The organism is Candidatus Methylospira mobilis, assembly GCF_009498235.1.
GTDB classification, from domain to species: Bacteria; Pseudomonadota; Gammaproteobacteria; order Methylococcales; family Methylococcaceae; genus Methylospira; species Methylospira mobilis.
In genome coordinates this window covers 4,132,073-4,152,597 of record NZ_CP044205.1, presented here as the reverse complement: position 1 = coordinate 4,152,597, position 20,525 = coordinate 4,132,073, and the positions used below count along the sequence as shown (strand labels likewise).

Sequence of the window (20,525 nt, the reverse complement as noted above, 5' to 3'; positions counted from 1 at the left end):
AGATTTAAATCGGCATTTCTTCAAAAACTGTATCAATTTTAAATCGGCATTGACAGCTGAAGCTCAACTTAATGCGGAGGAGATTGATCATGCGTTGTGATGTCACTGCTGAACTCAAGGATTTGCGGCTACATGGAATGGCCGGCGCATGGACGGACCTGATCGCACAAGGGGCAGCATCGACCGATTCGTCGAAATGGCTGATCGAACACCTGCTGCAAGCCGAAGCAACGGACCGGCACATGCGCTCAGTGAGAAACCAATTGAATGCGGCCAGGTTTCCGGTACATCGCGACCTGGCCAGATTCGACTTCGCCGCCTCCAAGGCTGATCGGCCGCTGGTAGAGCAATTGGCAACGCTATCATTCACCGAGACAGCGCAGAACGTGGTGCTTATCGGCGGGCCCGGGACAGGCAAGACGCATTTGGCGACCGCCATCGCGGTGTCGGGTATCACCACGCAGAGTAAGCGGGTGCGATTCTATTCGACGGTCGATCTGGTCAATGCACTCGAACGCGAGAAACAGGATGGCCGTGCCGGGCGAATCGCCGCATCGTTGATGCGCATGGATGTGCTCATACTCGACGAGCTTGGCTATCTGCCGTTCAGCCAAACGGGAGGAGCCTTGCTGTTTCACCTGCTCTCGAAACTGTATGAGCACACCAGTGTGATCATCACGACGAACCTGAGCTTCTCGGAATGGTCGGGTGTATTCGGTGATGCCAAGATGACGACGGCGTTGCTGGATCGGCTGACGCATCACTGCCACATTGTTGAAACCGGGAATGAGTCATACCGGTTTCAGCACAGCAGCATGGCCGCGAAGGCCCGCATCAAATCGAGAGAGCAAACACGAAGAGGAGGCAAAAACGCAGCAGTAGAAGAGCCGTTCTAACCAGGCACGCGCGGGGAGTTCACTACGGTCTCCAAACTTCGTGAACTTCCCGCGCATCTAAAAACTTCAAATCAACAATCTGGTAGACTTATCCACAGTTGCTGCAACACAAAACAGCAACAGGTCCTGGGTCAAAATTCAATCAGCACTCTGGGGCATTATTCAATCAGCGTTAACATGCCATTGAGACAGCCGTCGATCACTTGAATCGAAAACACAAACTTGATCTGAAGTTGAAGTCCATCCGCATTGACGAATTCAACAAGGGCTTTTCGTACCCAATCAGCAGCGAGATTTTTCAGTTGATCGAAGACTCAGGTTATCTGATCGTCGATTTGACAGCAGGCAACAAAAATGTGTATCACGAGCTAGGTCTATTAATGGGTCTAAATCAAGCACGTCAAAAATTACATGACAATTTTCTTCTATTGCACAATAGCAGCGCTGGAGATTTGAGTAAAGATTTCGGTTTCAACATCGCTGACTTCAAACAGCTTAGATTAGCTGACACCCACAGTATTAGCGTAGAGGTAGAGAAACAACTGGCGGTTTTTTATGGTCTGGAACTTTGATTCATCAAAGCAGCTTGATTTCAATGCTCTGAGTTATCAAGGCCTCTGTCTACGGCAAAAGCTTTCGCTATCAATTATCAAGCTGCCACTGCAAAACGCCGCACATCGCACATCAACCTCCACGCCTTGAGCTATCGACGTCTCCGCCTGCTGCAAAAGCACTTTCGTAATATTTGCAGAATGGTGTACCTCGCCACAGTTTTCGCGAACATCAGCGGCGGGAACCCGATGAAATACGATTGTCGAGCCTTCGCGTTCCAAAGATACCGTTGCTGTACTTGGGTGCGTGTGTCGTGCTTACAAATTAGGCATTTTACGCCGCTCGCCGCTGCTCCGTCAAAACCGGGTAAAGGCCTGTTGCTTGCGAATCCAATACAGTAATTTCCACATATCCCCATCTTCTGCATAAGCAATATTCACATGCCAGTCCCGGGAGACTTCGCGCACAATAGGCTTTACGTTGAACTTTAACAGTCTGTCGTCTTCTGGATGGTAAACGGATTTCATGGTCACGCCGCAACGGCATACCGCCTGATGTCAACCTCTGCCCCCTGAGCTATCGACGCCGCAGCCTGTTGCAGAAGCGCTTCCGTTACCTCACTGGAATGATAAGCCTCGCCGCAGTTATCGCAAACATCCGCAGGCACTTTATGAAAGACGACAGTCGAACCATCACGCTCAAGAATTACAGTTGCGGTACCTGCACGGGTGTTGCCTTGCTTACAGATTACACACTTCATACCCTAGCCCTCTTTGTAAAGTCTGGTAGCCATTGCGCCGAATCAGGCTCATAGGCTGTAATTACGATACGCTCATCGTCTTCTGTGTTATCCGCAAAGACGATGTGCAACGGTCTGCTACCCGAGTATCCCAGCCATAGACAGCTTGGGTACGGGGTGTCATTCGGGTATTTTTCTATCTCATTCCCGGTTGTCAACGCGGCGGTAACATCGTCGGTATTGATGTTGCGTTCAAACATACGACGTATGGCATGCTGCCGGTAGACAAGCTTCATGATGCCTGCCTCAGCAAAACAACATTATCTATGTTACCGCTGGTCAGAATCTCCAGCCGATCCCCCAATAGCTTCCAAGCCTGCTTTTGCGCTTCAACCTGCTTGGCGCGGTTGTATGTCCTTTTGATGACGTCCTGTTCTATGTGATAAGTGCACAGATGGGCCACGTCTCCCGACACGCCCAGCTCCACCATTACGGTAACGCAGGTGCGCCGCAAATCGTGTGGTGTCCAGTTGCCGCCAGGAAGTACAAGCGAATCCACCAACCGGCTTCGTCCGCTTAACGGCGCTTTTGTCCGCTGGCGGTCGCCTATCTGCTTGGTAACAGATTTCTTGCACACCGGCGCTGTAACTTCCCGGTTCGGATATAACCACTGTCCGCCGCCATTGTAATCACGCAGCCGCTCAAACTGCCGCCAAGCAAAATCGGATAAATATACAGTATGCGTGCGCTTAATATGCGTCTGGTCTTTCTCCGGGGAGAACACCCATGTTCGTGCCTCCTGGTCGATTTCATCCCATGTGGCTTTCATCAAGTCACCGATGCGGCAACCGGTCGCCAGCATGATCCAAATCGCACATTCCGTGGCGGGGTGAAGACCCGCTTCCGGTATCTTGATCGTCAGCAAGCGGATTTCAGCCTCAGATAAAACCCTATCGCGCTGCGTTTCCTTCCCGCCTATATCGGCCTTGCTAAGCCGGTGTGTGGGATCAGTCTTAATGATGTCCCTGGTATATCCAAAGCCAAACATTTGCCGCAGCTCCGACAATGTGCGGTTAGCCAGACGGCGCGCGCCTCTGGATAATATATTATCCAGTATGTTCATAACGTGTGCCTTGGTTACATCGTCCGCAGGCATTTTACCGATCACTGGAAGCACATCCTTATTGAAAGCGCGCACCAGTTCATCACGCGAAGATTCTTTGCGTTGTGACAGCTCCAAGCTTACCCATCGATCAAACAGGTCGTTGATAGTAGCGCGTGCGGCTTGCTGATCCAATTTTAATTTTTCCGCAAGCTGTTCCTGTCGATTGCGTTGAATATCATTGGCTTTCTTCAACGCGGGGTCGATACCCTTGTTCACGCTCCTCTGATTGTGATCGTACCCGCACATAAAGCCCGCCGCCATCCGCCAGCAACTGCTCGGTGTCAGTCGGTTTGATTTTACGGAAGGCTACATCGGTGAGCTTGTTGATTGCCATGATTTGCACCAAGTATTCTTCAGAGTGGAAATACGTTACACTAAATCCCCATAGGGATTGCATTTCTAAATTGAATCCGCACCATCAATTTCCGGGATAACTTTCGGGATAACAATTTGGGCGGCTTGTGTAAGATGTTATCGGACAATCTTGGAAAATGCAATCCCATATACTGCTGTTTATAATGGGATTTCTAGTTTGTATGAGTGTTTGCTGGACGTAATAGAATGGTAAGTTACCTTTCTGGGGGACAGGTGGTAGCAGGTTCAAATCCTGTCGTCCCGACCAAATTTAAAAAAAGCCGCGGGAGCTACGGCACACGACGGCTGAAAATAGAATTGGGAAAGAGGGATATCCATCTGAGCCGCCGAAGAATTGGGCGCTTGATGCGACAAGCCGATTTACGCTGTAAGACCCGGCGCCGCTTCAAGGCGACCACAAATTCGCAGCATAACCTGCCGGTTGCAGCCAATCCTCTGGGTCGCCAGTTTAGCGTCCAGCGGCCCAACCAAGCTTACGTGGGTGATATACCTATATTTCGACGCAAGAAGGCTGGCTGTACTTAGCGGTGGTAATCGACTTATATTCTAGCCAAGTCGTAGGCTGGTCTATGGCTGAACATATGCGCACTGCGTTGGCCAACGATGCCTTTTTGATGGTGGTTTGGAAGCGTAAGCCGGAAAAAGGCCTGATCTGGCATACCGACCGCGGCAGTCAATACGCGTCGGAAAGTCATCGGATGTTATTGAAGCAACACGGTGTTCGGCAAAGTATGAGCCGTAAGGGGAATTGCTGGGACAATGCCGTTGCGGAAAGTTTTTTTCATACGCTCAAAACAGAGCTGATTTATCAGGAAAACTACAAAACCCGGGAGCAAGCCAAGCAGAGTATATTTGAATATATTGAAGTCTTTTATAACCGGGAGCGGCTTCATTCGGCCAACGAGTATATGTCGCCAGTGGACTACGAATTGCAGTTTAAAACTGCTTAACTTTGTGTCCGGAAAAGTGTTGACACATCACTTTGCTATCTCATGCAGCGACATTTTGTCGCGTAAATACATCCGCCGTATCTTGCCTATCATTTCCATAGTGATCACCTTTATCTCCTGCCCAAAAATTGGACAGGGCAAGTAGAACACCTGGGTCACTTTTGAATCAGCAAACCACCTCTACATGGGTCAGTTTTCGGTCAGCGACAACACTCTTCGTCTTGAAAGATATTTTTCAAGTGCATCAGGATGTTTTCAGGCGTGGTATCGAACAAAACACCCATTTGCCGCTGAGTCAGCCAAACGGTATCACTCTGCGCATCCAGCCTAACCTCAACCGGCTGCCCCGATTCCTGAAAAATGACCAGCTCTGTTTGAATATTTTCCATCACCTACCTCCGTTATGCCGACATCATAGCTGACCGCTGAAGGCCTGATGAAGTAGGGATTTTTTGAGTTCATCAAGGGCGGTCAGTTTTTGCTGGTAAATGGCTTCCAGACGTTTGGCTTCTTCACTAACAGCATTGAACTTCGCGGCTATTTCACGCTGAAGCGCCATTGGTCGCAGAGCTGCCCGCGACGGCTGAGTAACTATTGACGGGCAGTAACGTCTGAAGCCGTTTCATATACCGGGAAGGTGTGTGAAATGCCACACCACTGTGTCATATGCCTAAATTTTCTTGATTGCATAAATAAATATGACTATGAATCTTAAAATAAAAAATTATGGCACGGCTAATGCGTGGCCCTGTACTCAAGTATATGAAAGCAGCATCCCCCTGGCGGAAACGTAAATGTCAACAGAATAACAATAATGAAATCCTCTATTGCGCTGATTGAATCGACTTTTCTTGACATCCAAAAACCCTTGCTGCAGTTGCTTAAACGCCGTCTAGGTTGCAGCCATACGGCGGAAGACCTGATGCAGGAAACCTATTTACGGGTTCTTCAACAGGACCCCGCTTCGGAAATCGGTAATTTACGCGCGTATTTATTCCGTATTGCCTGCAACCTGGCGACCGATCACGGAAGACGGGCCGCCGTTTCATCATGGAATCATATCGAACCTTTGGAAGAGGATTTGGTCTGCCCGAAACCTTCGCCCGAGAAAATCGCGGAAACGGGCCAGGAACTGGATCGCCTCGAACAGTTGATTTCCGAGCTGCCGGCGCAATGCCGGCGGGTATTTCTGCTTCATAAGGTGCAACACCTCAGTCATGCGGAGATCGCCAGGCAACTGGGCATTTCTCCACGCACTGTGGAAACACATATCGGCAAGGCATTGAAGTTACTGCGCGATCGCATGCGCCAATCATAATGTTGCCGGCTCCACGGCGAGAGTTCAAATCATTGCTTGACAATAACGTGTGGACAGACTGTAATCAACTCATTGGAGCAAATCTACTCCAGTGACTTGGATCAGACATAATAATAATTCCAACTATTCAGCGGACGGCCAGGAAGAGAACGCAAGCCAGGTCCGGAGCGACTTTTTGCGGGCCGGATGGCCAAAGACGAGCCTCTGACGGGTTTGCGAAGCAATTTGAATCTACCCCGATATTTTAGAGAGCTCTCCCCTATTGCCTCGGCATAAGCACGCGCTGCATAGTGGCTAATAATTTATAAAAACGGTTATGCATAGCAACTCCATGGAGGAAACAATCTCCAACGAGGCCATCGAGTGGTTTTCCAAGCTCCACTCAGGGGACGCCGTGCCTGAAGATTTCGTTCATTTCGAAGAGTGGCGTCAGCTAAATCCCAGTCATGCCGAAGCTTATGCGGATGTCGAAAGGTTTTGGGCATGGCTGGATACGCCTGCAAAAAGAGTTTTCGAAAGGGAAGACGCTCAAAGTGCCGCCAGCGCTCAAATCACTGCATTAACGCGCAAACCAGCACTTTCCGCACCGCGGTTTGCCGGAGGGAGAACGCGTCGTCGAGCATTGGCAGGCTTTTCTCTGGCCGCAGCAGTGCTTATGTTCACCTGCTTGCCTGGCTTTTTTCATTTCTGGAACAGCGATTACCATACCGGCTGGGGTGAAAGGCGCGAGCTTGTCACGGAAGATGGCTCTCGAATCACGTTGAACACGCACAGCGCGATATCGGTCGCGTTCTCTTCGCAACAACGCGTAATCAAGCTCTCGGAAGGCGAAGCCTATTTCCAGGTAGCCCATAATTCCGCGCGCCCTTTCCTTGTCGTTACCGATTATGGCGTAACTCAAGTTACGGGTACTGCTTTCGACGTTTACAAGCAAAGCGGGCAGATGACAGTCACCGTTTCCGAAGGCAAGGTAAAAGTTTACCGCGAAGGAGCCAGGGGTCAGGCAATCGAACTGACAGCCGGTTTACAAACCACGCTCAACATGTATGGCGCCGGCCCGGTATTGCATACCGACGCCCGGCAGGTTTCTGCCTGGAAAAACGGCTTGTTGGTATTTAACCAGCAATCACTGGCTTCTGTGGTCACCGAACTGAACCGCTATTTTCCCGGCAAAATCATGATCGCCGATCCGCGCATTCGACAACGCATCGTCAGCGGCGCGTTCGACTTGGCTTATCCCCAGGACATTCTCAGCGCGCTCGAAAAAAACCTGGAACTGCGCTCACTGAGTATTTCCAGGGCTCTGACCATGCTCTATCAGCCGGGTTTTTGAAACATAAAGCCTGCCGGATCGGAGCAATATTTTCAGTCGCGCTTTATCATCTAGCCGTCGCACTGATGGCTGCGCCATCGGCATCATGTGCGCAACCTCCCGGGCAACTGGCGCGGTCACCTCATGGCCGGCGACTATAGCGGTTACAAATTCCCGTTCACCGCCGAGCGCGATGGCGCGCCGTAAGTTCTTCGATTTGCATGAAGCTTAATGATAGCAATTGTGAAGTTTGTGGTCGCGTTTAATACTTTGCGACTGTTTAGGCAATACACTGTTTCTCATGCCTGTTGATATCTTTACAGGATATTTATTCCCGATTTCTTAAATTTGAACCTCGTTGAAACTGGATCGAGGTTGAAACCATGCAAATTTTTACTGTCGACGAACGGCATCGTATCGTTATTGTTGGGGGAGGAGCCGGAGGACTGGAGTTGGCGACTCGTTTGGGCAATACGCTGGGACGGCGGAACAAAGCCATAGTTACACTGCTTGATTACAGTCCCACGCACGTCTGGAAACCATTGTTGCATGAAGTGGCGGCCGGCACCCTGGAGCCGCTCGATGAGGCGTTGGAATATCTCGGCCACAGTGCCGACAACCACTACCGGTTTTTTCCTGGACGTATGAACGGACTCGATCGCGGTAAAAAAGAGATTCGGCTGGAGTCGGTTCTGAACGAGAAGGGCGAAGAAATCGTATCCGGGCAGTGTATCGGCTACGACACCCTGGTCATGGCTGTGGGTAGTCTGAGCAACGATTTCGGCATCAAGGGCGTAGCCGAGCATTGTTTATTTATCGACACGCAAGCCGAGGCCGAACAGTTCCATCGGCAGTTCATGGAGGCTTACCTGCGTGCCCAGAATCAGCCGAAATCAAGTCAGCGCCTGGAAATCGTCATTGTGGGCGGCGGCGCGACCGGTATCGAGTTATCGGCGGAGTTACACCGTATTGTGCAGGCGCTTTGCGAAATCAATGCGTATCGTTACGACGGCGGGCGCCCCGCTGAAGTCGGTATTTGCATCATAGAGGCGGCGGAACGGCTGTTGCCGGGATTACCACCCTATCTCTCGGCCGCCACGAGCCGCCAACTCGAAAAGCTCGGCATCGCTGTCCTTACCGGCGAACGTGTGCTGGAGGTTACCCGGGAGGGACTTAAAACCGGGAAAATTCCTCATGTGCCTGCGCACATCAAAGTATGGGCCGCAGGCGTCAAGGCGCCGGCTTTTCTCCTGGAACTCGACGGCCTCGAAACCAATGCCATCAATCAATTGATCGTGCGGCGGACTCTGCAAACCTCGCTGGATGACAACATTTTTGTCATCGGCGATTGCGCGGCTTGTCCGCAGCCCCATTCGAACCGGAACGTACCCCCCACTGCGCAAGCGGCACACCAGGAAGCGTCGCTAACCTACACCAACATTCTCCGCCGCCTTCATGGAAAAAAGCTGTTGGAATATAGTTACCGTGATTACGGCTGCCTGGTAACGTTTGGCAAATACAGCACGGTCGGCACCTTGATGGGAAATCTGCTGGGTCAGGTATTTATCGAAGGATTCATGGCCCGGCTGGTTTACCTTTCCCTGTACAAAATGCATCAGGCGGCTTTGTTCGGTGCGTTTCGCACCGCGCTGCTCGCTGTGGTCGACACTTTCACCCATGGTTCGTGGCTTAATTATGGAAAAATCGACGCGCGTTGTGCGCGCGCGCCGCGAGGATTTGCCAGCGGGCCCGGTTATCCGTTGTATGCGATCATGGATGCGATAGTGGATCAATACAGCCCGGTACTGCTGGATTTTCAGCTACGGCTGGAAAGGATAGAGGCTGATATTTTCGCATCGCGCTTTAATCATGAGACGCTGGTGAAGCTCTATGAACTCAAGCGCGAGATGCTGTTGCTGCAAACCGCCGCAGTGCCGCTGCTTGATATTTGCAATGCGCTGACATGAATTCACTCCGCGATGATCCCGAAAGACATCCGCCCGTATTTTCGCGATATTTACGATCACGTTAAACGGCTTGACCAGTCCAGGGGCGGCATGCGCGAAATGCTGACGGCGGCGATGTCGATCAATCTGATTCTGATTACCGTCAATCAGAACGAGGGGATACAGCGCTTGGCGGGTTGGGGCGCAATTCTCGCTATTCCGACCATGGTTTTCAGCTTGTTCGGCATGAACTTCCGTTACATGCCCGAGCTTGACTGGCGGTATGGTTATCCGGTAACGCTTGGCCTTGTAGTTCTTTCCTGTGTCTGGTTGTATCGACGGTTGAAAAGAGCCGGCTGGCTTTAGGGAAACACTGATTTAATCGGTTTTTGCCACAAAAAAATGGTAACATTTTGATTTCATGTGGCTGGAGTCGACATTTTTTGATTAAATCAGCGGTTCCTTAGCGGGCGGCAGAAAATTTATTTTTCAGCTTTCGTACATGCTGTTTCCTACAGATGCATAAACTAACCTTATTCTTCTCATTCGGGATTTTACGGGAAATATGCGCGTATGGCCCTTGGCCGGAATGCATTGTAGGAGCGGGCTTTAACCCGCGATCCTGGTTATTCCCGGGCTAAAGCCCGCTCCTACAAGGATATAATAGAAGTTGGATGCTGTTTGGTGATCTGTGCGCATCTCCCCCGCCAACGCACATGGGGGTATCTGCAAAAGTTCCCTTTCCCAGCGGGAGAGGGAAATAAAAAAATAGCTTGGCTTGGTCGATACCTATGCTGGTAGAAATGCAAGAATTAACGTGCTTCCGCAGCAAGAGCTTTCTGAATTTGAGCCATTTTCATGTTGGAATCAGCGGCTTTCTGGTAAGCGTCGATCAATGCCTGATTGTGTTCCTCTACGTCCTCTACGTTGCGTCCTATTTCATAAGGCCGGTTTCGCGGCTGCACTCAGCAACTTTCTGTGCTCGTCTGCCTTGATCTGGAGTTCCTTCGCGATGGTTTCGTACCGTGCTGCCAGAGCCAGATGGTCATTTTCCGTTTTGGCGGTTTGAACTTCGCCTGCGGTAATCAAATCCAGCGAGGTATTGTTCGAAGCGCACCCGGTCGATAATAGAAACGCTATCACAATCAGAATTGAAAACCCTGTTTTTTTCTTCATTGGCGCGTTCCTGAATATGATGGTCCTCGGGCTGTTAGAACATGATGATGGCGTCGGTGGAGAACAGGAACTGCGTCGTTTGCGGCGCGCCGCTGCTGTTGTAGCCGAGCGGGGAGTACCCAACTGCCAGATTGGATGAACTGACCCAGTCAAAGCGTGCATTTGGACGCACGGTAAGCCACTTTAGCGGCTTCCAGTTCAGCCCCAGCGTAACTTCGTAATAACTGGCCGACAATAATCCGGAGTTCGTATAATTCGCGCCGACATAGTTATACATGCCGCCTGGACTCCCTGTGCTGGGATTCCAGCCTGCCGCCACGCGCGCCGGCGCGCTGACCCTGAAGCCGTCGTTATCACGGAACCATTCAACGCGCATACCCGCGCCTAGCCCCTCCATGAGGTCATAGAACAATTCGCTGTTGATGCTGTACCACTGCGGATTTTGGCTGGTAGCTACCGGAATGTTACAGGCCGCGCGTCCGTTGCTGCCGTTAACCGAGCAGACATTATTGGCAAACCCGTGATCGTGTTGCAGCACAAAATGCAGATTGTCCAGAAAGTTATGCTTTAACACCAGGCTAAAGAAGCTCCAGGTACCGCTCCCCGGCGTCGATGACGTGCCGCCATAAGTACCCGAACCGTAAAGTGAAGTGTTTTTGTCGTCACTGCTCAAGGTCAGGCCGGCGATGCCGTCCCAGTTACCCCACTGGCCATTGAAGCCGCCGTCAAAGCCTCCGGTGCCGCTATTGGTTATCACGCCGCCCAATGCCGACCAGTTCGGATCGAAGGTATAACTGAACAGTGCGCCGGTATGGGTGAAAGGCTCCCATTGCATGCTGTAAGCATGGGTATAAAAGAAGTTGTCAGGCGCGGTGACAACTTCATAGCCGATCGGCGTATAAAAATGCCCCAGCTTGACATTGAGACCGTTGCCTATCGGAATATAGCTTTCAAGGTAAGCCTGCGGTAATGCGATACCATAATATTGGCCGCGCATGATATTCAAATCCCAGTTGCCGCGCGTAGGATTCACATTGCCGGTGGTGACGTTGATGGTCGGGATACCGTAGGTCTGGGTAAAAATGGAGTCGGTGCCGTAGTTAAAATCAAAGCGCCCGCCGAAACTCCAGTCGTCGCCTTCCGTTGCCACTGCGCGCTGCAGATAGACGTACAGCTGATTCAACTGCAGCATGTCGGCGCGGTCGCCAAAGGTGGCGCCGCCGCCATTGAATCCTTGCGTTGTGGCCATGCTGTTGCCATTGGCGTTGTAGGTAACACCGCCGTTTATCCAGCCGCCGATTTTTAAACCACTATCGCTCAGCAGCTTCCAGCTATTGGGGTTCAGATCACCCACCGTCTCTAAAAGTCCGCCGGCTTCGCTGATACCGGTCGCCTGCGCGGCGCCCATGGTCAGCCCCATGATCCCCGTTGCCGCCAGCGCCCTTAATAACAAATTTTTACTTGTTGAATGTAAGCGTCCAGTCGTCCCGTCTACATAAAAAATAAGTCTTCCGTCATGCTTTGCATTTTCCTTGAGGAGTCGAAGCATGAATAGCATGAATAACAAGCAAGCAGAGCAGATACGCCATATCGAGCAGTGGCGAGCCAGCGGCCTGAGTCAGGTCGAATATAGCCGTCGGAACGAGCTGAAGCCGGCTACTTTCAACTACTGGGTGCGGCATCTGGATGCCGAAGCATCCGCGGTTCGCCCTCTTTCACCTTCGCGCGCCGGTTTTTTGCCGGTATCGATTGATAAAGTAGCTGAACCGGCGGCGCATGCGCTGCTATTGCGGACAAGACAGGGGTACACCCTGGAACTCTCAACGTCGACTTCTCCTCGCTGGTTGGCGGAGCTGCTGCAATGTCTGGATTGATCGCTCATCCCGTCCAGATTTGGTTCAGTGTCGCGGCGGTGGATATGCGTCGCGGCATCGACGGTTTATCAAGCCATGTGCAGCAGGTGCTGGGACATGCGCCTTGCGCGGGGTCGGCCTTCGTGTTTCGCAATCGTGCGGGTAATCGCATCAAAGTATTGCTGTGGGACGGCACCGGAGTGTGGTTATGTCAGCGCCGTTTGCACGAGGGCCGCTTTATTGGGCCGAAGGCGGGAGAGCCCTGTGTTTCTCTCACAGTCGCGCAATGGGAATGGCTGATTGCCGGGGTCGATTGGCGGCGCTTGTCGTCTGTCCCGTCGGCGGATTTACGGGCTTGAACAGCGCCTGCATTTTCCGTAAAAACCTGCTGAAACCCAGCATTCATGCGGGTTTCAGCGTGACTCCCTACCGAGCATCGGGTATAATAACACCATGAATTTACAAGCTAAACTCGATCAACTGAATCTGGAAGCAGCGGCCAAAACACAGCTGGCATCGGCGATCGATTCGTTGATCGAACAGGCGCGGCAGGAAACTGAACAGCAGTTCGACGCAACGCTGAAAGCCAAGGACGATGAAATTCGTATCAAGGACATCAAGATCGAGGCGCTGACCCTGGAGCTCAGCATCCTGCGCCGCACCCGCTTCAGCGTCAAAAGCGAAGCACTGCCCGCTGTGCAGCGCGATCTGTTCGAAGACACCTGGAACGAAGACCTCTCCGCCGTTGAAGCGCAAGTCGAACAGCTGGTCGAAGAACAACCCTGCACCACCGTCGCCAGACCCAGGCGTCCGCGCGCAGGCCGTCAACCGCTGCCAGAACATTTGCCGCGCATCGAACACCGTCACGAACCGGAATCCTGCCTGTGCGGACAGTGCGGTAAAGACTTGGTCAAAATCGGCGAAGACATCACCGAACAGCTGGATGTCGAACCGGCCAAATTCTTTGTCCACCGCCATATCCGCCCGCAATACGCGTGCAAGGCCTGCGAGACGGTCAAGGCTGCGCCGATTGCACCCGCCATTATTGATGGCGGCATGGCGGCGGTCGGCTTGCTCACCTGGGTGATGATCGGCAAATACCAGGATCATCTCCCGCTCTATCGTCTTGAACAGATCGCCGCGCGCGACGACGTGATCCTGTCGCGTTCGACGCTGGCAGACTGGGTTGGTCGTGTCGGTGTGGCGTTACAACCGCTGGTAGACCGGCTTGCCTGGCATCTGTTGCAGCGCAACGCCCTACACGCCGATGAGACGCCGGTGGCGCAACTCGATCCCGGCAACGGCAAAACCAAAAAGGCCTACCTGTGGGCCTACCGCAGCAATGATCTGGAACCGGGGCCTCGCATCATCGTCTTCGACTATCAGCCCGGACGTAGCGGCGCACATGCGCGCCACTTCCTCGGCAACTGGCACGGTCACCTCATGGTCGACGACTATGGCGGTTACAAATCCCTGTTTGCTGCCGACCGCGAGGGCGCGCAGCCCTGTATCGAACTGGGCTGCATGGCGCATGCGCGCCGGAAATTCTTCGATTTGCATAAAGCCAATAGCTGCCCGATGGCGCTGGAAGCCCTGCAGCGTATTGCCAGGCTGTACGCGATAGAAGGCGAAGGCAAAACGATGGACATCGAAGCACGCAAGCAACTGCGCCAGGAAAAAAGCAAGCCCGAACTAACAGCCCTGCATGACTGGCTGATCGAAACCCGCGCGCGTACTGCCAACGGCGGCGGCTCCGCCAAAGCGCTGGATTACGCAATCAAACGCTGGCCTGCCCTGATCCGCTATGCCGACAGCGGCCATCTGCCGATCGACAACAACCCGGTGGAAAACAGCATTCGTCCTATTGCCATCGGCAAAAAGAACTGGCTGTTCGCCGGTTCCGAGCGTGGCGGTCAACGCGCCGCCGCAATACAGACCTTATTGGGCACAGCCAAACTCAATGGACTTAACCCGGCGCGCTGGTTGAAAGACACGCTGGAAAAACTGCCGGTCTGGCCCAACAGCCGTATTGATGAGTTGCTGCCCTTTGCCGTTATGGATATTAAACCGCAGGCGTAAGCGCAGGAATAGATGGTGGCGTTACGCGCTTACTTGAATGATGGATCATATTGTTCCTCCGGATATTACTTACGGCAGGTATTGTTGTCGTATTCTTAATACCGGCTGTCATGTTATTTTTTAGCGTCTAAAAAAAGCGTAAATAATTAAACAACGGTGAGAAACAATGTGTTTGTCAATATAAAACTAACGGCGCCTGTCAGGCCACAGTGTCCGGCAAGGGCGGGTCAGCGTACGAAGCAGCAACGATTGCCAGGTCTTCCTTGTACTGTACCGCGCAGATTGATCATGCCGCGAATAAAAGCGGGTATGCGCGGCGCTTCGGTTACTTGCCCTGGTTCGACAGTTTCCTTGATACGCCGGATATCGATGACGAAAAGCTTTCAAAACCGTACAAATTCGCTTTCATCCAGAGGTTGGGCGTTCGGCGCGCTCGTAACCGATCCGTGCTGTTTGGGCGGCTTGCCATTGTTATTCGACTGCGCGGGCGCGCGCGTCCTGTTGCCATGGCCTGCCGGCGCTATTGACGCCATATTAACCTTGAAAAAGCTCATCAAATCCTGCAACTGTTCGGCCTGCCCGCTCATTTCTTCCGCAGTCGCCGCCAGCTCTTCCGACGCGCTGGCGTTTTGCTGGGTAATCTGATTAAGCTGGGTCATCGCGTTGTTGATCTGGTTGACGCCCGAGGTTTGCTCTTCGGAAGCCGAAGCAATTTCCTGCACCAGGTCCGAGGTCTTGGCGATGCTCGGCACGATTTCGCTCAGCAAGGTTCCGGCTTTTTCCGCCATATCCACGCTGCTGCCGGCCAGCTCGCCGATTTCCTGCGCGGCAATCTGGCTGCGTTCCGCCAGCTTGCGCACTTCAGCCGCCACTACCGCGAAGCCTTTGCCGTGTTCACCGGCGCGTGCGGCTTCGATTGCGGCGTTGAGCGCGAGCAGATTGGTTTGATAGGCAATGTCGTCTATGATGCCAATTTTATTGGCGATGCTTTTCATCGCGGCAACGGTCAGGGTAACGGCCGCGCCGCCTTCTTCCGCCTCTTTGGCCGCTTTGGCGGCCATGCCGTCGGTTACTTTGGCGTTTTCGGCGTTTTGTACCACCGAAGCGCTCATCTGTTCAACCGCGCTGCTGGTTTGTTCCACGCTGGCGGCCTGTTCGCTCGATCCTTGCGACATGCTTTGCGCCGTGGCGCTGACTTCGCCGCTTGCTTCGGTCAGCGCATCGGTGGCCGTCATGACCTGGCTAATGGTTTGTGCCAGTTTTTCTATGGTGTTGTTGACGATGTCCTTGAATTCCTTGAGCCGGCCTTTGTAATCGCCTTTAACCGACTGGGTAAGATCGCCTTTTTCCAGGTCGGCCAGCACCGCGATCGCTTCGTTCACAGGAAGCAATATGCCATCCAGAATCTGGTTTACCCCTTTGATCAACTGGCGCCAATCGCCGTGGAATAGTTCGGCATCGGCGCGCTTGTCCAGCTCGCCGTTGGCCGCTCCCTGAATCAGCATGCCGGTCTGGCCCAGCAGGCCGCTTACTGTCCTGACGAGCACATTAAGGTTGTCTCGAATGACGAGATACTCGCCCTTGCTGTCGGCGGTAATGGCAGGCGGAATCACGCCTTTGGCGATTTGATCGATGTAGCCGGAAGCGATTTTAAGCGGCTCGGCAATGTTGTTGACGGTGTCGTTGACGCCTTGCACCAGTTTTTTGTACTCGCCCTGGTGTTTGGATACATCGGCGCGGATATCCAGCCTGCCTTCCGCCGCCGCCTGTATCATCACATCGGTATCCGCCAGCACCGACCGGAGCGACGCGGCCATGCGCTGCATCGCGGCTTTGAGCCGGCCTGTTTCATCATTCGAATCGACTTCGATATTTGCCGTCAGATCTCCTGCGGCAATGGCGTTGGCGGCCGCCATCGATTCGGCCAGCGGCCCGGTAATGCAACGGGTAATCCAGAAGGCAATAAATATGGACGCCAGCAAAGCGGCGGCGCCGAATGCGAGCATCAGCGCGCGGGTGGAAAAGTAGTTGTTTTCGCTTTCCTTCGCGTTTGTTTCCATCAAGTCGGCCTGAAAGTCGACCAGATCGTTGATCGTTTTCAAGTAAGCGGAATTGGCGGGAACAAGTTCCTTGAGCAGGAAGTCGACCGCCTGTTTGCGGTCGCCTTTTACCAGATTAAAGAAAGATCCGTACTTGCCGTTGAGCGTCTCGCGCGCCTGCTTGATGGCGGAGAACAACTCCCTGCCCTTGGGCAAGACGATGATCCTGTCGAGTTTGTCGAGGGTCTCTCCGTTTTCGGCGCGCTGCTTTTGTATCATTTCACGGTTTTTTTCGATCTCGGCAGGGTCATCCACCATCACCATGTTGCGCAGCAATCTTCCGTTGTTCAGCGTGCCTTGGGCGACTTTGTTGGCCAGGCTCACTTTGACATAACGATCCTGGACGATCAGCCGGGTCATTTCGTTCATGGCGGCCATCTTGTCGATACCCAGCACGATGATGCCGGCCAGCAAAAGGCAGACAAAACCGAAACCGAGACCGAGTTTCATTGCGACGGACATATTTTTGAACATCGTTGTTTCTCCTTCTACATGGGGTGTATGAATGAAACAGGGATAGGGTTCATGTGTATGGCGTTAAATACAAAGAGGATGCGCGGCGAAAAACGAGCAGATGCGGCGAGTGTTTTATTGATGGTGGCAGCGGAGAGACGCTACGGATTATTCGCGCCCAAATATCGGCGCCACACGCTTGAGTGGCGGGAAATGTTGGACCGGGCAGGGAGATTGCAACACGGTTAACGCAATCTTTGCAGCGCATGTAAAGATTTGTAAACCGGTCGTCAGATGCGCGAGGCGATTTTCGTGGCTTTGCTGTCATGTCAAGTCCTTACGTCCATAAACAAGTAAAAAGCCGCTGCTGCAATTATGTCTCAATCCTATTGATTGAGTCTACTTAGGGAAACACTGATTAATTTAAAATCAGCGCAAAATCCGATTAAATCAGTGTTTCCTTAGACAGCACTAAATGCTTGGTGTTATCAATACAGTTGCGCCAATCAAATAATTCGGCATGCTTTCCTGACCGCCCGAATATCTCTCTTTCATTGACGCCGCTGCCGTACAGCTTGAATCAGGTGGTTTTCAACCACCTTGTTGATGGTTTGTTACATCCTTTTTATGGGGTTGGTATTTTTCAGCTAAATGTAAATCATTATATTAAAAGATTTATTATTTTGGCATTGTTTTTGCTTTCCATAATGAGGGCAGTTTATGTTGCACTTGAGCTAAACAGATTCCTTGTCGGTAGCATGTATATGAAAATAATTAACAAAATAAAAATTTTCTTTGACTATTGCGTAGAAAAACTTAGATACCTATCTGAGCTATGAAATGCTGAGCGCATAAGCGCTGTTGGCCCGCCAATAACTACCCCGCTAAAACTGCTGCATAGATCAATGAACAAAAATAAACCAAAATGGAAATCTAAAAAGCAGGGGGCAGCCGCCAAAAAATCTTTCCTGGGCCAGGAAAAAGCACCCTGTTTAAGCGAAATTAATACCCTGATAGCGCTGTTCACCGCAGGGCGGTACATGGAATCCATAGCGATGGCCCGAACCATGACAGAGCGCTTTCCTCGGCACGGGTTTAGCTGGAAGGTTTTGGGGGTCATATATAACCAGCTGGGGCGCTTTGACGATGCGTTGGCGCCCATGCAGAAAGCGGCGACACTGCTATCAAGCGACGCTGAAGTGTATTATAACCTGGGCAATATCCTCTATGCTCTGGGGCGGCTGGGTGAGGCTGAAGCAAGTTACCGGCGCGCGCAGCAAATAAAACCGGATTATGCCGCGGTGCATTACAACCTGGGCAACATCCTCTACGGTCTGGCTCGATGGAACGAGGCGGAAGCAAGCTACCGGCGCGCACTACAGAGCAAACCGGATTACGCCGAGGCGCACAACAATCTCGGCAATGTTCTGAATAACCTCGGGCGGCTCGAAGACGCCGCAGCCTGCTATCGAAGGGCGCTGAATCTCACATCCGGCTCTGCCGAAGCGCATAACAACCTGGGGACTGTTCTGCAAAACCTGGGACGGCTCGAAGAAGCCGTGGCAAGCTACCGCCGGGCGCTGGAGATCAAACCGGACTACGCCGAGGCGCACAACAATCTGGGCAATGTCCTGAATGGCCTCGGACGACTTGATGATGCTGTGGCAAGTTACTGCCGGGCACTGGAGCTCAAACCGGATTACGCCAAGGCGTATAACAATCTGGGCAATGTCCTGCAAAAACTTGGCCGGCTCGAAGACGCGGTGACAAGTTACCGTTGCGCACTGGTGATAAACGCGGATTTCGCCGAGGCGCATCATAATCTGGGCATTGCCCTGGAAAACCTCGGACGACTTGATGAGGCCGAGGCGAGCTACTGCCGGGCGCTGGAGGTCAAAACGGATTATGCCGAGGCGCATAACAATCTGGGTAACGTCCTGCAAAACCTTGGCCGGCCCGAAGACGCTGCAGCAAGCTACCGCCGCGCACTGCAGATTAAAGCGGATTCCGCCGAAGCGCATAACAATCTCGGCAACACCCTGAATGAGCTCGGACAATTCGAAGACGCCGTGGCGAGTTACCGTCGCGCGTTGGAGGTGAAACCCGATTACGCCGAGGCGCACAACAATCTGGGCATTGCCCTGGAAAACCTCGGACGACTTGATGAGGCTATGGCAAGCTACCGCCGCGCGCTGGAGATCAAAGCGGATTACGCCGAGGAGCATAATAACCTGGGCGTGACCCTGAATAACCTCGGGCGACTCGAAGAGGCCGTGGCAAGCTACCGCCGGGCGCTGGATATCAAACCCGATTACGCCGCGGCTTACGGTAATCTGGGCACCGCCCTGAAAAACCTCGGGCGGCTCGACGACGCCGTGGCAAGCTACCGTCGGGCGCTGGATATCAAACCGGATTTCGCCGAAGTGTATAACAACCTGGGAAACGTACTGAAAGACTTGGGGCGGCTCGATGACGCCGTAGCAAGCTACCGCCGGGCGCTGGAGCTCAAACCGGATTACTTTGAGGCGCATAGAAACTTTATACTGCTTAAAAGCGTGACGCCGGAGGACAAAAGCTTTCTGGCGCTGGTTGGTTATTGGGATGCGATACGGAACAGCAATTCTTCACTACCGGGAAAAGAATTAATACCGTTACATTTTGCGCTGGGTAAGTGCTATGACGATATTGGCGATTACGAAAAAGCCTTTCCGCATTTCCTCGAAGGGTGCAAACTGAAGCGCGCCACATTCGGCTACAACCCCGATCGAGCCGGTCAGGAACTTGCCGGAATCATCGATATTTTTGACCGGGCGACAATAGATCGCCTGCGCGGCAGCGGCGATCCCTCACGGTTACCAGTTTTTATACTGGGTATGCCGCGTTCCGGCACGACGTTGATAGAACAGATGATCGCCAGTCACATGGCTGCCCATGGCGCGGGTGAATTGTCCATGCTGATAGAGATTATGCTGCGCGACAATGGCATGCCGGGAGTCAGCTTCCCGGAGAATTTGCTTCCGCTCACCCGGGAACGGCTTACCTCCTGGGGTGAGGAATATATTGCCAAGTTGAAATCGCTTGCGCCGGACGCACAGCGCATTACCGACAAGTTGCCGGGGAATTTTATCGGGGTAGGTCTGATTCATCTGATGTTGCCCAACGCAAAAATTATCCACGTCAACCGCAATCCGATGGATACATGCCTGTCCTGTTTTACCGAGTTGTTTGCCTGCAGCCAGGAGTTTTCCTATGATCTTGACGAGCTGGGGCGTTATTATGCGGATTATGCCCGCTTGATGGCGCATTGGCGCAACGTATTGCCTGCCGGAGCGTTTCTCGATGTCAATTATGAGGATATCGTAAACGATACCGAAGCGCAGGCGCGCCGCATAATTGAATATTGCGGGCTGGAATGGCGCACGGCCTGCCTCGATTTCCATAAAAAAGAGCGCCCGATTCAAACCGCCAGCGCGGCTCAAGTTCGCCAGCCGATCTATAAATCGTCAATAGAACGATGGCGGCATTACGAAAAATTTCTCGGCCCCTTGCAGGATGCGCTGAATCTACACACCAAACCGGCCGATACCGGTGCGGTTTTGTAATGAGCTGGAT

The 20,525-nt window shown here is 52.6% G+C and carries 20 protein-coding genes, 1 tRNA gene and 1 pseudogene; 12 read left to right on the top strand and 10 right to left on the bottom strand.

Translation table 11 applies throughout. From position 1 onward, the window contains the following. Positions 1 to 89 precede the first annotated feature (89 nt). Both istB and F6R98_RS18970 read left to right on the top strand, forming a co-directional pair. Positions 90 to 896: an IS21-like element helper ATPase IstB gene (gene istB / locus F6R98_RS18975; RefSeq protein ID WP_153248859.1), complete on the top strand. Its 807-nt coding sequence runs from the start codon at positions 90 to 92 to the stop codon at positions 894 to 896. Positions 897 to 1,099: 203 nt separating this feature from the next. After that, a complete protein-coding gene (locus F6R98_RS18970) occupies positions 1,100 to 1,468 on the top strand; it encodes a hypothetical protein (protein WP_153250408.1) in 369 nt (122 codons plus the stop codon). A gap of 509 nt (positions 1,469 to 1,977) precedes the next feature. Here the strand turns inward: F6R98_RS18970 and F6R98_RS22920 are convergent. From F6R98_RS22920 to F6R98_RS21730, 4 genes are read right to left on the bottom strand one after another with little or no spacing between them, the layout of a single operon-like run. Beyond that, a complete protein-coding gene (locus F6R98_RS22920; protein WP_153250407.1) occupies positions 1,978 to 2,208 on the bottom strand; it encodes a type II toxin-antitoxin system MqsA family antitoxin in 231 nt (76 codons plus the stop codon). Further along, on the bottom strand, positions 2,205 to 2,483 hold the full coding sequence (locus F6R98_RS18960) for a DUF4258 domain-containing protein (RefSeq protein WP_153250406.1): 279 nt from the start codon (positions 2,481 to 2,483) through the stop codon (positions 2,205 to 2,207). The genes F6R98_RS22920 and F6R98_RS18960 overlap by 4 nt, the downstream gene beginning before the upstream one ends. Beyond that, a complete protein-coding gene (locus F6R98_RS18955; RefSeq protein ID WP_194270020.1) occupies positions 2,480 to 3,568 on the bottom strand; it encodes a tyrosine-type recombinase/integrase in 1,089 nt (362 codons plus the stop codon). Before F6R98_RS18955 ends, F6R98_RS18960 begins: the two co-directional genes overlap by 4 nt. Beyond that, positions 3,528 to 3,686 (bottom strand): Arm DNA-binding domain-containing protein, encoded by a 159-nt coding sequence (locus F6R98_RS21730; RefSeq protein ID WP_194270019.1) that lies wholly within the window; start codon positions 3,684 to 3,686, stop codon positions 3,528 to 3,530. Before F6R98_RS21730 ends, F6R98_RS18955 begins: the two co-directional genes overlap by 41 nt. A 213-nt stretch (positions 3,687 to 3,899) precedes the next feature. Here F6R98_RS21730 and F6R98_RS18950 point away from each other — a divergent pair. Then, positions 3,900 to 3,974, top strand: a tRNA-Pro gene (locus F6R98_RS18950). Positions 3,975 to 3,976: 2 nt separating this feature from the next. Next, positions 3,977 to 4,677, top strand: a pseudogene (locus tag F6R98_RS22245) (IS3 family transposase); the annotation flags it as partial. A 200-nt stretch (positions 4,678 to 4,877) separates the two neighbouring features. Here F6R98_RS22245 and F6R98_RS18935 read toward each other — a convergent pair. Beyond that, positions 4,878 to 5,066 carry a hypothetical protein gene (locus F6R98_RS18935; RefSeq protein ID WP_153250402.1) on the bottom strand — a complete coding sequence of 63 codons (189 nt, stop codon included), beginning with the start codon at positions 5,064 to 5,066 and terminating at the stop codon, positions 4,878 to 4,880. 23 nt (positions 5,067 to 5,089) lie between these two features. Then, complete coding sequence (locus tag F6R98_RS18930) at positions 5,090 to 5,236, bottom strand: restriction endonuclease subunit S domain-containing protein (protein ID WP_194270017.1); 147 nt, start codon at positions 5,234 to 5,236, stop codon at positions 5,090 to 5,092. 255 nt (positions 5,237 to 5,491) lie between these two features. Here F6R98_RS18930 and F6R98_RS18925 point away from each other — a divergent pair, with 255 nt between their 5' ends. From F6R98_RS18925 to F6R98_RS18910, 4 genes are all read left to right on the top strand, one after another. After that, the gene (locus F6R98_RS18925) at positions 5,492 to 5,995 is read left to right on the top strand and encodes an RNA polymerase sigma factor (protein WP_153250401.1); all 504 of its coding nucleotides are present in this window, start codon (positions 5,492 to 5,494) and stop codon (positions 5,993 to 5,995) included. Between the two features lie 316 nt (positions 5,996 to 6,311). Next, complete coding sequence (locus F6R98_RS18920; protein ID WP_153250400.1) at positions 6,312 to 7,328, top strand: FecR family protein; 1,017 nt, start codon at positions 6,312 to 6,314, stop codon at positions 7,326 to 7,328. A 362-nt stretch (positions 7,329 to 7,690) separates the two neighbouring features. Continuing rightward, complete coding sequence (locus F6R98_RS18915; protein WP_153250399.1) at positions 7,691 to 9,274, top strand: FAD-dependent oxidoreductase; 1,584 nt, start codon at positions 7,691 to 7,693, stop codon at positions 9,272 to 9,274. A gap of 12 nt (positions 9,275 to 9,286) precedes the next feature. Further along, a complete protein-coding gene (locus F6R98_RS18910) occupies positions 9,287 to 9,619 on the top strand; it encodes a CorA family divalent cation transporter (protein WP_153250398.1) in 333 nt (110 codons plus the stop codon). A 573-nt stretch (positions 9,620 to 10,192) separates the two neighbouring features. Here the strand turns inward: F6R98_RS18910 and F6R98_RS18905 are convergent. Beyond that, the gene (locus F6R98_RS18905) at positions 10,193 to 10,429 is read right to left on the bottom strand and encodes a hypothetical protein (protein WP_153250397.1); all 237 of its coding nucleotides are present in this window, start codon (positions 10,427 to 10,429) and stop codon (positions 10,193 to 10,195) included. A gap of 34 nt (positions 10,430 to 10,463) precedes the next feature. After that, the gene (locus F6R98_RS18900) at positions 10,464 to 11,882 is read right to left on the bottom strand and encodes a porin (protein WP_228124967.1); all 1,419 of its coding nucleotides are present in this window, start codon (positions 11,880 to 11,882) and stop codon (positions 10,464 to 10,466) included. Between the two features lie 94 nt (positions 11,883 to 11,976). Here F6R98_RS18900 and tnpA point away from each other — a divergent pair, with 94 nt between their 5' ends. From tnpA to tnpC, 3 genes are all read left to right on the top strand, one after another. After that, positions 11,977 to 12,303 carry an IS66 family insertion sequence element accessory protein TnpA gene (gene tnpA, locus F6R98_RS18895; protein ID WP_153249229.1) on the top strand — a complete coding sequence of 109 codons (327 nt, stop codon included), beginning with the start codon at positions 11,977 to 11,979 and terminating at the stop codon, positions 12,301 to 12,303. After that, a complete protein-coding gene (gene tnpB / locus F6R98_RS18890; RefSeq protein ID WP_153249364.1) occupies positions 12,291 to 12,641 on the top strand; it encodes an IS66 family insertion sequence element accessory protein TnpB in 351 nt (116 codons plus the stop codon). The genes tnpA and tnpB overlap by 13 nt, the downstream gene beginning before the upstream one ends. A 127-nt stretch (positions 12,642 to 12,768) precedes the next feature. Further along, positions 12,769 to 14,361: an IS66 family transposase gene (gene tnpC / locus F6R98_RS18885; protein ID WP_153251037.1), complete on the top strand. Its 1,593-nt coding sequence runs from the start codon at positions 12,769 to 12,771 to the stop codon at positions 14,359 to 14,361. A 227-nt stretch (positions 14,362 to 14,588) separates the two neighbouring features. On the opposite strand, the gene F6R98_RS22915 is transcribed toward tnpC, so the two are convergent. Together F6R98_RS22915 and F6R98_RS18875 are read right to left on the bottom strand one after the other, a co-directional pair. Continuing rightward, the gene (locus F6R98_RS22915; RefSeq protein ID WP_153251148.1) at positions 14,589 to 14,732 is read right to left on the bottom strand and encodes a chemotaxis protein CheW; all 144 of its coding nucleotides are present in this window, start codon (positions 14,730 to 14,732) and stop codon (positions 14,589 to 14,591) included. A 12-nt stretch (positions 14,733 to 14,744) separates the two neighbouring features. Beyond that, the gene (locus F6R98_RS18875; RefSeq protein WP_153250395.1) at positions 14,745 to 16,934 is read right to left on the bottom strand and encodes a methyl-accepting chemotaxis protein; all 2,190 of its coding nucleotides are present in this window, start codon (positions 16,932 to 16,934) and stop codon (positions 14,745 to 14,747) included. An 884-nt stretch (positions 16,935 to 17,818) separates the two neighbouring features. On the opposite strand from F6R98_RS18875, the gene F6R98_RS18870 reads away from it, so the two are divergent. Further along, positions 17,819 to 20,515, top strand: coding sequence for a tetratricopeptide repeat-containing sulfotransferase family protein (locus tag F6R98_RS18870; protein WP_153250394.1), 2,697 nt, complete (start codon positions 17,819 to 17,821; stop codon positions 20,513 to 20,515). Positions 20,516 to 20,525 lie beyond the last annotated feature (10 nt).

Coding starts and splice junctions, on each gene's coding strand:
- istB (WP_153248859.1), top strand. CDS start 90: ATGCGTTGTGATGTCACTGCTGAACTCAAGGATTTGCGGCTACATGGA.
- F6R98_RS22920 (WP_153250407.1), bottom strand. CDS start 2,208: ATGAAGTGTGTAATCTGTAAGCAAGGCAACACCCGTGCAGGTACCGCA.
- F6R98_RS18960 (WP_153250406.1), bottom strand. CDS start 2,483: ATGAAGCTTGTCTACCGGCAGCATGCCATACGTCGTATGTTTGAACGC.
- F6R98_RS21730 (WP_194270019.1), bottom strand. CDS start 3,686: ATGGCAATCAACAAGCTCACCGATGTAGCCTTCCGTAAAATCAAACCG.
- F6R98_RS18935 (WP_153250402.1), bottom strand. CDS start 5,066: ATGGAAAATATTCAAACAGAGCTGGTCATTTTTCAGGAATCGGGGCAG.
- F6R98_RS18930 (WP_194270017.1), bottom strand. CDS start 5,236: ATGGCGCTTCAGCGTGAAATAGCCGCGAAGTTCAATGCTGTTAGTGAA.
- F6R98_RS18925 (WP_153250401.1), top strand. CDS start 5,492: ATGAAATCCTCTATTGCGCTGATTGAATCGACTTTTCTTGACATCCAA.
- F6R98_RS18920 (WP_153250400.1), top strand. CDS start 6,312: ATGCATAGCAACTCCATGGAGGAAACAATCTCCAACGAGGCCATCGAG.
- F6R98_RS18915 (WP_153250399.1), top strand. CDS start 7,691: ATGCAAATTTTTACTGTCGACGAACGGCATCGTATCGTTATTGTTGGG.
- F6R98_RS18910 (WP_153250398.1), top strand. CDS start 9,287: ATGATCCCGAAAGACATCCGCCCGTATTTTCGCGATATTTACGATCAC.
- F6R98_RS18905 (WP_153250397.1), bottom strand. CDS start 10,429: ATGAAGAAAAAAACAGGGTTTTCAATTCTGATTGTGATAGCGTTTCTA.
- tnpA (WP_153249229.1), top strand. CDS start 11,977: ATGAATAGCATGAATAACAAGCAAGCAGAGCAGATACGCCATATCGAG.
- tnpB (WP_153249364.1), top strand. CDS start 12,291: ATGTCTGGATTGATCGCTCATCCCGTCCAGATTTGGTTCAGTGTCGCG.
- F6R98_RS18875 (WP_153250395.1), bottom strand. CDS start 16,934: ATGTTCAAAAATATGTCCGTCGCAATGAAACTCGGTCTCGGTTTCGGT.
- F6R98_RS18870 (WP_153250394.1), top strand. CDS start 17,819: ATGAACAAAAATAAACCAAAATGGAAATCTAAAAAGCAGGGGGCAGCC.